The organism is Nocardia exalbida NBRC 100660, from assembly GCF_000308575.1.
In the GTDB taxonomy this organism is placed as follows: Bacteria; Actinomycetota; Actinomycetes; order Mycobacteriales; family Mycobacteriaceae; genus Nocardia; species Nocardia exalbida.
In genome coordinates this window covers 34,827-46,801 of the sequence record NZ_BAFZ01000023.1, presented here as the reverse complement: position 1 = coordinate 46,801, position 11,975 = coordinate 34,827, and the positions used below count along the sequence as shown (strand labels likewise).

Here is an 11,975-nt window from a genome sequence, read left to right as displayed (position 1 = left end):
ATGGGCTGAGTGGCTGGGAGATCGCGGTCAGTCGGCGCCCACGGTCACCACGGAGACGGCGCGCTCGAGCGCCGCGACGGCGTCGTGCCACAGCTCGGCGAGCCGGGCCACCTCGGCGGCGGTGAACACCGCCTCGCTCCAGCGGAGCATGGTGACCAGCTGCGGCCCGTCGGCGGTGGTCCGCACCGCCGAGACGACATCGAGCGCGTAGCGGAGCGGGAAGTCGGGCTCCGCGACGAGCGGAAGACACTCGTGCAACGCCAGATCCGGGATCGGCGCCCATGGCCGCCCCGCGCCGGCCATGTCGAACCGGCCCAGGTAGTCGAACAGCACCTGCGGCTGCGGCGCGCCGGCCAGCTCGGGCGCTCGGTCGAGGTAGCGCAGCACGCCGAAGTCCACACCGCCGTTCGGCAGTTCGGCCAAGTGCTCCGCGACGTGCTCGAGCAGTGCGGCCGCACGAACCGGATCCGCCAGTGCCGTCGCCACATCCACGCTCTCGGCGTCAGCGCCGAGCCGGGCGGGCACGATGCTGGTGAACCAGCCCACCGAGTGCGCGCTGTCGACGTCGGCGCCGAGTACCTCGTCCTCCCGGCCGTGGCCTTCCAGCGCGACATACGCGCCCGCGGCGGGGTCCTGACCGTGTTCCGCGCGCCAGCTCGCCAGCGTCATCGTCAATGCGGCCAGCAGGAATTCGCGCACCCCGGCCGCGCCACCGCCGAGGCTGTCCAGGATCGCCGCGCTCGTCTCGGCCGAGGTCGGCACCGGGTGGACCCGGTAGGAAGCCCAGGTGTCGGACGTCGGGTCGGGCAACCGGGCGCCGAGCACCGGATCCGGTGCGGCGACCTGGCGCGTCCAGTAGTCGCGCTGAGCCGAAACCGCCTCGGAGCCCACCCGTTCACGCAAGAGCCGGGCCCACTGCCGGTAGCCGGTGTGCTCGACGGCCGGGGTCGGCGTGCGTCCCGCGGCGACCTCCGCCCAGCACGCCTCCAGGTCGGCGGAGATGATGTACCAGGAGACCGGGTCGACGGCCAGGTGATGGATGGTGAGCAGTAGCACGTCAGGGGCGCCGGATCTGGTGAACCACACGGCGCGCACCAGGTCGCCGGTGAACGGATCGATCTCGTCGGCGACCGCATGGCCGCGAGCCGCCAGCGTCGCGTGGAAGTCGTCGCCTTCGTCGACCCGGGACAGGATGTCCTGCGCGCGTACGCTGCCCGGAGCGCGGGTATGGAGTTCGTAGCCCTCCGATGTGGTGACGAAACGGGCCCGCAGCATGTCGTGGCCGTCCAGCAACGCCTGCAACACAGCGGTGAGCCCGTCCTGATCGATGCCGTCGGGCAGCTCGAGCAGGTTGCTCAGGGCGAGCCTGCGGTAGCCCCCGTACTCGTGCATCCAGGACACGATCGGCGTCGGACCGACCGGGCCGTACCCCTCGGAGGTCGACGCCCGTTCGCGGCCCGCTTCCGCGTCGATTCGCGCGGCGAGCTCCCGGATCGTCGAGGCGCTCAGGACCGTCTTCGGGCTGATCGAAAGGCCGTCGCGCCGTAGTCGATTCACCAGGGAGATCGCCACGATGCTGTCCAGGCCGAGGCCGACCAGGTCGTCATCGATACCGGGGACGGGACCGCCGGACAGCTCGGCCACCGCGGCGCACAGCCTGCGTTCGGTGCCGGTGCGCGCGGGGGCCGCCCCCGCTCCCGCACCGGCGGCCCGATCCTCGGCGAGCACCGCGAGCCGCTTCGCGTCGAGCTTTCCGTTGCTGGTCACCGGCAGCTGCTCGACGACCAGAATCCGGTTCGGCACCATGTAACTCGGCAGCCGCTCGGTCAGCGCGGCGCGCAACTCCACCGCGTCGAGACCGTCACCCACGGCGAACGCGGCCAGGGCGGGACCACCCGCTCGGCGCACCACGACCACCGCGGCGGCCCGCACACCCGGCAGCGCGAGCAAGGCCGTCTCGATATCGCCGATCTCGATCCGGTAGCCGCGGATCTTCACCTGGTCGTCTACCCGGCCGACGTAGGCCAGATCGCCGGAGGGCAAGCGGCGCACCAGATCACCGGTGCGATACATCCGCTCGCCCGCGCGGTGCGGGTCGGCGACGAACCGGCCCGCGGTGATTCCCGGCATGCCGACATAACCGCGCGCGACCTGGGCGCCGGCGAGATACAGCTCGCCCACGACGCCCACCGGCGCCTGCCGCAGCCGCGAATCCAGGACATAACCGGTCATCCCGGTGACCGGTGCCCCGATGGCCGGTTCGGCATCGCCGTCGACCACCGCGGCGACCACCGCCTCCACCGTCGTCTCGGTGGGGCCGTAGCAGTTGTGCACGGCGGTATCGGGCAGCGCGCACAACTGCTTCCACAGCGGCACGCCGATGGCCTCGCCGCCGAGCGCGAGCACGGACAGCGGCGTGGCACCCGCGTCGACCAGCCCGGCCGCGGCGAGCTGGGCGAACATCGAGGGGGTCGTGTCGATCATGTCCAGTCCGTGCCGGATGATGCCGTCGACCAGACGTCGCGCGTCGCGCATCTCCTCGGCGTCGAACAGGTGGATGGCGTGTCCGTCGAGCAGTCCGATGAGAGGCTGCCAGGAGGCGTCGAAGCTGAGCGACCAGGCGTGCGCGATCCGCAGCGGCCGTCCGAGCCGCGCCACGGCGGGCCGGTAGACCCGGTCGCGGTGGTCGGCGAAGTACGCGGCCAGCGCGGAGTGGGTGCCCACGACGCCTTTGGGTTCCCCGGTGGAACCGGAGGTGAAGATCAGGTACGCGGACTGGTCCGGGCGGCGGCCGGGCGCGGGTGTGAACGCAGGCAGATTCTCGGAGAGCTGGTCCATCAGCAGTATCCGCGGGCTGTCCCCGATCTCGTGGAGCGCGGGCAGGCCCCGGGCGTCGACCAGGATCAGTCGAGGACGGGATCGGCGCACGATCGATTCGATGCGGGTGGCGGGCAGCGTGATGTCGACGGGCACATAGGCCGCGCCGGTGGCGAGCACGGCGAGGATGGCCACGATCGACTGAGCCGACCGCGGCAAGGCCAGGGCGACGACGTCTTCCGGACCGGCGCCGTAGGCGGCGATGACACCCGCCGAACCCACTGCGGCATCGAACAACTCGCGGTAGGTGTACCGATCGTGCTCGGCGCTGAGCGCGAGCGCGTCCGGTGTGGCGGCCACCTGGCGCGCGAACAGCTCCCATATGGTCGCGCCGCGCACGTCTTCGGCGGTGGCGGCCGGTGGCCGCGCGCTCTCGCCCGGTAGCAGCACGTCCAGAGCGTCGGGCCCGCGCTCGCCGATCTCGGGTAACTGCCGCAGCACCGAGATCAACCGCGCCGCGACGTCGGGACCGGACAGCGTGCGCAACGCCGCCCGCACCGCCTCGACCGTCACCACCAGCTGCCCCTCGTACAGGAACGAGGTCACCGCGAGCGGGTAGTGCGTCAGGCTCTCCGACGTGATCGGCCGGAACCGAACGCCGTCGGCCGCCTCGATGGGGCGCAGCACATCGGACATGGGCGCGTTCTCGTACACGAACAGCGTGTCGAACAGCGTGCCGGAACCCACCGACCGCTGAATCGCGGACAGGCTGACGTAGGCGAGATCACGCATCGGAGCCGCCTCGCGTTGCAGCCGCGCGCAGTCGCGCACCACATTGCCCGCGCCGATAGCCACGCGCACGGGGACGGTGTTGATGAACAACCCGATCATGGTCTCGACACCGGACAGCTCGTCCGGCCGTCCCGAGACGGTGGTGCCGAAGACCACGTCGCTCCGGTCGGTCAGCCTGCCGAGCACGACCGACCAGGCGTACTGCACGACGGTGTTCATCGTCAGCGCGTTCGCCCGCGCCCATGCGGTCAACCGGCTGGTGTCGGCCGCGTCCAGCGTCAGCGTGTCGATCGTGGGCACGATGGTGTTGACCGTGGAATCACCGCGGTCGGCGATGATCAGCGGATCGAGATCACCGAGGTATTCCCGCCAGGCGCGCAGCGCGGTTTCGTTGTCGCGGGCGGACAGCCAGCCGATGTAGTCCCGGTAGGGCCGGGGTGCGGGTAGCGCGTCCGCCGCGCCGTCCGCCTGGTACAGGGCGAACAGTTCCCGGAAGAAGACGCCGAGCGACCAGCCGTCCAGCAGGATGTGGTGCGCGGTCAGGACTAGACGCCGGGTGTCGTCGGGCAGCCGCAGCAGCAGCACGCGCAGCAGTGGGCCTCGGGCCAGGTCGAACGGCGCCCGTGTTTCGGCGGCGATGACGGCGTCGAGGTCGTCGGCCGGGTCGATCGCGCGTTCGGCCCACGGCAGCTCCGCCGTGACGGGCACGATCTGCACCGGCCGGGGAAGGTCGCGATCCCAGAACGACGCGCGTAGGTTCGCGTGCCGTCGCAGAATCGTCTCGACGCTGCGGCGCAACAGCGCCACATCGACGGGCCCCGCGATCTCGTAGACGAATTGCAGTGCGTACAGATCGCCTTCTCCGGCCAGCCTGGCCAGTGAGAACAAGCCCTCCTGCAACGGGCTCAGCGCGAGCACGTCCTCGATCTCCGGCATGGGCGCCTGCGTGTTCTCCGACATGAAGCGGCCTCCTGAGCCTTTGTTCTCGGCCACCATCAGCCTCGGTTCTCGGACATGAGCAGCACGACGTCGTCCAGGGACGCGCCGCCCAGGATGGCCGCGACCGGGAGTTCGCGGTGCAGCGTCGTCTTCAACCGGGCGCGCAGATCGACCGCCTGCAACGAGTCGAAGCCGAGCGCGACCAGCGGGACCGAGCCGTCGATGTGGTCGGGACCGTCGAGGAGCATCACTTGCCCGAGTTCACGCCGGATGACCTCCGCGAGATCGTCTGTCACGTCCGCTTCCGGCTCGGCTGCCCGTGACGGCGGCGTAGACGGCGTGGCGACGGGCGCCGAAGGCTCGGGAGCCGGGAGGGCGGGTGCGAAAACCGTTGTCAGGCCCACGAGTTCGACCGTCTCACGCAGCCGCTCCCAGTCCGCGGACAGCACGATCCCGTTGCCGGTGCGATCGGCGAAACCCGCCGCGATCGCGGGCGCGGCGGGCATCGGCTGCAAACCCGCACCGAGGATTCGCGCCTCCACGGCGGCGTGTTCCGCACCGGGCAACCCCCACAGTCCCCATTGCACCGACACGCAATCCCCGCCCTGCGCCCGCAGCCGTACGGCGAGGCTGTCGAGCATGCGATTCGTGGCCGCGTACAACGCCTGGTCGCGCCCACCGAGCGTGGCCACGAACGAGGAGCACAAAAGGACGGTGCAGTCGGCGGCCGATGGCACCGAGCGCAGCACCCCGGCGAGTCCGAGCACCTTCGCCGCGGCTGCCTCGGCGACCGCGTCCGATTCGAACCGGGACCACACGTACCGGACCGCGGCGTGCACGACCACGCTCACCGGACGATCGGCGAAACGCCGCGCCAGGTCGGCCACCGCGGCCGCTTCGGTGATATCGCAGGCCACCACGTCGATCTCGGTTCGGCCGAGTTCGCGTATCGCCCGCAGCCGCTCGGTGAGCGCGCTCGTCTCCCCGGTGCGGTTCACCAGGGTGATCCGGCGCGCGCCGTCGCGGACGAACTGCGCGCAGAACTCGAGGCCGACGTGTCCGGTCCCACCGAGAATCAAGACCTCGCGCAGATCCGGAGGCGTCGACGCACCGCCCGGCTCGGCGCGGACGAGACGCTTCGCGTGCAACTTCCCGTTCCGCAGCGCGAGTTCGGGCTCGCCGAGCACATGGATGGCTTCGAAGATCTTGTCGGCCACCGCGGCCGGGTTCAGCGACGCGGCGTCCGGCGGCAGGTCGAGGTGCCGGAAGGCGATGCCGAGATGGTCCAGGCCCAGGCTGCGATACGCGGCGCTCACGGCCGAGTGGGCGAGGCACGGGTCGTCTTGCGGCGTCGCGGCCTCCGCACCGGTTGTCACCAGCCAGCATTCGGTGACGCCCGGAGCGATCGTGGTCAACTGTTCGGTGATGCGAGCGAACTCGGCGAGTTCCGCGACCGCGCCTTCTTCGTCCACGGCCACGGCCGGCGCCAGCAGCAGCACCATGGTGTCGGCGGGGGTCTCGGTGTCGGAGATGGCGGCGCCGTGGCGCGGGGCCCGCGCGCGCATCGCCGCCGCGAGTTCGTCGGCGCGAGGGTCGTGATCGGCGAGCAGCACGGTCCGCGGTGCGGCCAGCGCGATCCGGGACAACTTGGTCCACTCCTCGCGCAACCGCACGGGCGGCACGGCGACCGGGACCGGCGCTTCGGCCCCCGATTGGTACGGCGCCCACAGCCTCTTCTGATTCATCACCGTGGCGGGGAAGTCACGCAACGGCAGCGTCGGGCGCTCCTGCGATCCGGTGCGCAGTGCCTGCCAGTCGTAGTGCAGGTCGTGCACCGCGATCTCGGCCAGATTCCTGGTGAACTCACCGAGCCCGTTCGCGGTGCGCAGGGACGTCCCGGCGATGCGGAACTCACGGGCGGCCCGCCCCGGCTCCGACGCGACGTGGGCCAGATTCTCCCGCAACGCCGGCTGCAACGTGGGATGCTCGGCGATCTCGATGAAGGTGTCCACGTTCTCGGCCGCCGCCGCGATCGCGCGATCGAAGCGGACCCGGTTGCGCAGGTTCCAGTACCAGTAATCGTGATGCGTCGACTCGTCGGTGATCGCCGCCCCGAGCGTGCCTCCGTAGCAAGCGATCTCGCCGATCGCGAAGGTCTTGCTGCTCAGTTCCTCCAGCCCGGACTGGAATTCGCCGCGCAACCTCGTCATCGCGGAGGTGTGCGACGGGAAGGACATCTGAATCTGCCTGGCGAACAGCCCTTTGGCCGTCGCGGTCGCCACGAGTTCCGCGATGGCGGCCTCGTGGCCGGAGACGCCGATCAGAAGAGGCGAGTTGACGATGGAGACCTCCGCCCACCCCGAATTCCGGGCCAGCAGCTCCTCACATTCCTCCCGGTCGGCGCCGAGCACGGCCACCGCGTACCCGTCCGACAGGTCCCGCTCCAGCAGTTCGGCCCGGTGCGTGACGATCGACACCGCATCGCGCAACGTCAGCGCACCGGCGACCACGCAGGCGGCGAGTTCACCCTGGCTGTGCCCGATGGTGGCGGCGGGACGCACGCCCGCCGCCCGCCACATGGCGGCCAAACCGATCAGGTGGAACATCCTGGCGGGCTGCACTTCCCAGAGCGTTTCGCCGTATTCCTCGTCGGCCGCGAGCAGATAGTGCACCGGCCGCGCATGGCCGTATCGCTCCTCGTGCACCGCCGCGCACTCGTCCACGGCGGCCCGGTACGCGGGCGAGAAGTCGTAGTACGGCTTGCCCATGCCGGGGCGCTGGCTGCCCTGGCCGGGGAAGACGAATCCGACGCGGCGTGCCGCGACGGCGCCGCCGGAGGTCACCACCGCGGGATGCGCGGCGTCGGCCGCGACCGACCGCAACGCGTCGAGCAACTCCTCGCGCGTCGTGACCATGGCCAACGCGCGAAACCTGCGGGCGATCCTGGTGCGGAACAGATGGCTCGCCAGTCGATCGGGGTCCACCCGCGGGTGGGTTCCGGAGTAGTCCAGGATCGCGGCGGCCTCGGCACGTAGCCCGGCGGCGCTGTCCGAGGAGAACAGGACCGGGGTGGTGCCGTCCGGTAGCCGATACTCAGGCATCACTGTCCTCCTCCAGAACGGGCATCCCGACGATCGCGTGCGCGTTGGTCCCCGCCACCCCGAATGCCGACACCGCTCCGTAGCGGACGCCATCGATCGGCTCCCATGGTGCGTATTTCGTGGCCAGCCGCAGGCTCGTGGTCTCCCAGTCGACCGCGTCGGTCGGGTTCTCCGCCCACAGACTCGGCACGACGTGACCGTTCGCGCCGCACAGCAGCATCTTGATCAGGCCGAGCATGCCCGCCGCCGCCTGCGTGTGACCGATGTTCGACTTGACCGATCCCAGCAGCGCGCCCCGCGCACGCTCGGGCGCGCCGTACATCCGGATGAGCGCGGTCAGTTCGATGGGGTCACCCACCGACGTGCCGGTGCCGTGCCCCTCGACGAGTCCGATGTGTTCCGGGGCGACGCGGGCCGCGGTGAGCGCCGCGCGGATCAGCCGTTGCTGCGCGTCGGCGCTGGGCACGGCCAGCGGGGCGCCCTTGCCGTTGTGATTGACCCGGGAGCCGAGCAGCCGCGCGTAGATCCGATGACCGAGCCGCCGGGCCCGCGATTCCGTCTCCAGCACAACCACGCCCGCGCCCTCGCCCCACAGGGTCCCGGTGGTCCCCGCGGAGTAGGCGCGGCAGTGGCCGTCGGTCGACAGCGCGTTGTTCTTGGCGAACTCGACGAACATGCCGGGTGAACCCATCACGCACACGCCACCCGCCAGGGCCCAGTCGCATTCGCCCGCCCGGATCGCCGCCGCCGCCTGATGCAGGGCGGTCAGACCGGCCGCGCAGGAGGTGTCCACGCTGATCGAAGGCCCGATCAGCCCCAGGCTGTGCGAGATCCGGCCCGCCACCGCGCCGAGCGTGGTGCCGGTCATCCGGTAGCCGCTGTGCTCGCTGACGCTCGCCATCCGCGGCCCGTACTCCAACGGCGTGACGCCCATCCAGCACCCCGCCTCGGCGCCGTCGACGGCGCCGGGATTCAGTCCGGCGTCCTCGACCGCCCGCCACGCGACGCGCAATCCCACGCGTTGCTGCGGATCCATCGCGACGGCTTCCCGCGGCGTGATCCCGAAGAACGCCGCGTCGAATTCCGTTGCTTCGGAGAGAAACCCGCCCGCATCGCGAACGTCGGTCCAGCCGTCGTTGCGGCCGAGGGTGAGCAGCTGTTCGATCGGCCATTCCCGGTCGCGCGGCAGCGGCCCGATGAGTTCCCTCGAGTCGGTGAGCGCCGACCAGAATTCCTGTGGACTGTTTATCCCGCCGGGGGCCTCGACCCCGATTCCGACGATGACGATATGGTCTTCGTCCCCCGAAGCCGATCCTGACATGCTGAACCTAACTGGAAAGAGCGGACTGTCCGGCGTCGGCGGCCGCGGCGGAAAGCAATTCCGCGATGCCGTCGATGTGGTCGTACAGATAGAAGTGCCCGCCGTCGAAGAGCGTGACCGAGCCGCCCCGAGCGCTGTGCGCGAGCCATGGGCGCAGTTCCGCGATGGTGACGAAGTCGTCGTCGGCGCCGCCGATGACCTCGATCCGCGCGCCGACCCGCACCTCCGGACCGCACACGTAGGCATCGAAGGCGCGATAGTCGGCCCGCAGCGCGGGCAGCGTCATCCGCATGATGTCGCGATCGGCCAAAACGTCCGCGCCGGTGCCGTTCAGGGCCGCGAGCCGGTCGAGCAGCGCCTCCTCCTCGGTCGGCAGTGGTTCGCTGTCGGCCACCAAGGCGGGCGCCACCGCGCTGGACGCGCCGAGCAGCGCCACCGGCACCCCGGCGGCCTCGGCCTGACGGACGAACTCGAAGGCCACCATCGCGCCGACGCTGTGCCCGAATACCGTGATCGGAATACCGCGGTGATACGGGGATTCGAGGAATTCGGCGAGCGCACCGGCCGCGAGTTCGGAAAGGCCGGCGGGCATCGGTTCGGCGGCCCGGTCCTGACGTCCCGGATATTGCACGAGGACGACGTCGAAATCCGCACTGAGCCTCTTGGACATGGTGCGGTAGGTCGAGGCTCCACTGCCTGCGTGGGGGAACAGCACCAGGGGCGGCAGCGTTTCCACGGCGGGCTTGTGGAACTTCCGAATCCACCCGGGTTTTCTCGACATCCAACAGCTCCTACACATAACGCGGTATCAGCGAAAAGACACCGCGGACAAATGGATTCGGCCGCGGCGCGCTGCCCCGCGCCGTCCTCCGGGAACGGCAGGGCCTCGCCGACCACGAGAGGTTAGCATAGGATAACCTTATATTCATCCAGCTGGGCCACTACCGAACGGAGCTCGACGACCGATGAACCCCACTGAAACGCCCTATGTCATCGCGCGCGAGCTGACCGACATCTCCGACGAACTGCGGGCCGTGCCCGCTCCGCCACTGCCCGCCCTGCCCGCTCCGTTCGACATCCGGACGGTCGACGCGGACGGCGCCGACGCCGAGCTGCTCACCGAGTGGATGAACCGGCCGCATCTGATCGAGTCCTGGGAGCAGCCGTGGCCCGTCGAACTGCGCAGGCAGAATCTGCGCGCGCAGCTGGCCGGAACCTATTCCCGCCCATGCATCGTCGGCTACGACTTCGCCGCCGCGGGCAGGCCGGAACTGGGCCGTCGCGACATCGCCTACCTGGAGTTGTATCGCCCGGCCAAGGACGAGATCGCCAGGATCTACCACGCCGACCCCTATGACGTGGCCTTCCACCTGGCCACCGCCGACCCGGAGGCGATCGGGCGAGGCATCATGTTCGCCTTCGTCAGCGGTCTGCTGGCCGGGATCTTCGCGGAATCGAACTGCCGTCGCATCCTGGTCGAACCCGATCACCGCAATGTCGCGGTGCGGCGCATGACCGAGCGGTTCGGCGTTCCCGACCTCGGCGAGTTCGACATCCGTCCGGACCGCCGCATCAGGCTCTACTATCTGCCACGCACCCCGGCGGACATCCCGACTGTGCGGCAGTGAGGCGCGGTGCGCGGCGCCGACAGCGTGGGCACTCATCCGAGCGCCCGCGCGGCGGCGCCCGTGAGGTACGCACCGGACCGCCGGGTGACCGGTTGCAGCACCCGATCGGAAAGTTCGCCCAGGCAACTGAGATTCGGGAACCCGGGCCCCTGCGCGACCGCCGCCAGGTTGGGCAGGTAGAGCTTGGTCTCCATCCCCGACACCGCGAGGTCGTAGCCGATCGATACCTCGATCCGCTCCTGGGTGGGCCTGCCGCCGACCGCCAGCTCCAGCAGGTCCGCCGCGTCCTGATCGAAAAGGTTCAGGAACCACAGCGGCTGACCGCCGGTGGCATCGATGACCAGGTCGAAAGTATGCGATTGATCCGGACGCCGCTCGTTGCGCAGCGTCAGCGCCACCCCGTCACCCTGCTCGGCGACGCGAACCGCACGGCCCTGCAAGTGATGCACCCGGCTGTCGCCGAGCAGGCTCTCCTGCACCCGCACCGAGAAGACGCCGCGGTCGGTCCTGCGGATGACGTCGCGCCGTTCCTGGACGGTCAATGCCGCCCACTTGACCGGATCGCTGAACAGCGAGTTCTCGAAATAGCTTTCGCCACGGGTGTAGATCGTCGCCATCGGCGAGATCACCGAGATCGACAGCATGCCGTGGCGCACCAGCTCGTCCAACGCCGATCCCGCCGTCTCGCCGCCACCGATCACCGCGACCCGGGAGGCGACGGGCAGGCTGCGCCGCCCGGCCAGATCCCAGAATTGCGCGATGCTCAACACTCGCGGATGGTCGGCGAGTGCCTTGGTGCTGACGCCGGGGCCGGTGATCATCAGCCCGGTCGCGTCCAGCCGGATCGTGCCGCCGTCGGGATCCGTCGCGGTGACGAGCCAGCCGTCGGCGGCGGCGGCGATGGAACGCACGGTGCCGGAGACGAGTTCGAGATCGATCCGGCGCGCCACCCACTGCAGATACTTGGCCCAGACGTTATGGGCCGGATTCGGACGACCTCGATCGATCCATTCCGCGTAGGTGCCCTGCTCGATCAGGAACGACGTCCAGCTGTAAGCCATCATGGCCGTGTTGATTTCCTGGTTGCGCCCGCGCGCCCAGGTCGAGTGATACGGGAAGCCCACGTCCTTCTCCGGGCTCGTGCCCAGCCGGTGCCTGCCGTCGGTCCAGCCGCCGCTCGGCAGCCAGTTCCCGCCCACCGCGTGCGCCTCGACGACGACGACCCGAGGCGCCGGCAAGCCGAGTTCGCGCAGCACGTGCGCTTTCGCGGCCACCGCAAGGGCTTTCGGGCCGGCTCCGATCACCAGAAGCGTTTCCACCGGTTCTCCACTCTCTCCGACGTCCCGCGGCTTCCCGCTGGGTGCGCGGGTTCACTCC

At 70.2% G+C, this 11,975-nt stretch carries 6 protein-coding genes; 1 reads left to right on the top strand and 5 read right to left on the bottom strand.

The genetic code is table 11. The features are described 5' to 3' along the window. Positions 1 to 27: 27 nt before the first annotated feature. Genes ON29_RS04490 through ON29_RS04475 form a run of 4 tightly spaced genes read right to left on the bottom strand, consistent with a single transcriptional unit; the run spans position 28 to position 9,751 of the window. A complete protein-coding gene (locus tag ON29_RS04490) occupies positions 28 to 4,569 on the bottom strand; it encodes a non-ribosomal peptide synthetase (protein ID WP_040864889.1) in 4,542 nt (1,513 codons plus the stop codon). A 35-nt stretch (positions 4,570 to 4,604) separates the two neighbouring features. Next, on the bottom strand, positions 4,605 to 7,649 hold the full coding sequence (nbtC, locus tag ON29_RS04485) for a nocobactin polyketide synthase NbtC (RefSeq protein ID WP_051174860.1): 3,045 nt from the start codon (positions 7,647 to 7,649) through the stop codon (positions 4,605 to 4,607). Then, positions 7,642 to 8,970 (bottom strand): beta-ketoacyl [acyl carrier protein] synthase domain-containing protein, encoded by a 1,329-nt coding sequence (locus ON29_RS04480; protein WP_040864858.1) that lies wholly within the window; start codon positions 8,968 to 8,970, stop codon positions 7,642 to 7,644. Before ON29_RS04480 ends, nbtC begins: the two co-directional genes overlap by 8 nt. 7 nt (positions 8,971 to 8,977) lie before the next feature. Continuing rightward, positions 8,978 to 9,751 carry a thioesterase II family protein gene (locus ON29_RS04475; protein WP_040864857.1) on the bottom strand — a complete coding sequence of 258 codons (774 nt, stop codon included), beginning with the start codon at positions 9,749 to 9,751 and terminating at the stop codon, positions 8,978 to 8,980. 184 nt (positions 9,752 to 9,935) lie between these two features. Between ON29_RS04475 and ON29_RS04470 the strand changes: the two genes are divergently transcribed. After that, complete coding sequence (locus tag ON29_RS04470) at positions 9,936 to 10,598, top strand: GNAT family N-acetyltransferase (RefSeq protein ID WP_040864856.1); 663 nt, start codon at positions 9,936 to 9,938, stop codon at positions 10,596 to 10,598. Positions 10,599 to 10,630: 32 nt separating this feature from the next. Here the strand turns inward: ON29_RS04470 and ON29_RS04465 are convergent, their stop codons facing one another. Next, entirely contained in the window at positions 10,631 to 11,917 is a 1,287-nt protein-coding gene (locus ON29_RS04465) for a SidA/IucD/PvdA family monooxygenase (protein WP_040864855.1), read from the bottom strand. Positions 11,918 to 11,975 lie beyond the last annotated feature (58 nt).

Excerpts from the sequence above, each read along its gene's own strand:
- ON29_RS04480 (WP_040864858.1), bottom strand. The coding sequence starts at position 8,970 with ATGTCAGGATCGGCTTCGGGGGACGAAGACCATATCGTCATCGTCGGA.
- ON29_RS04475 (WP_040864857.1), bottom strand. The coding sequence starts at position 9,751 with ATGTCGAGAAAACCCGGGTGGATTCGGAAGTTCCACAAGCCCGCCGTG.
- ON29_RS04470 (WP_040864856.1), top strand. The coding sequence starts at position 9,936 with ATGAACCCCACTGAAACGCCCTATGTCATCGCGCGCGAGCTGACCGAC.
- nbtC (WP_051174860.1), bottom strand. The coding sequence starts at position 7,649 with ATGCCTGAGTATCGGCTACCGGACGGCACCACCCCGGTCCTGTTCTCC.
- ON29_RS04490 (WP_040864889.1), bottom strand. The coding sequence starts at position 4,569 with ATGTCGGAGAACACGCAGGCGCCCATGCCGGAGATCGAGGACGTGCTC.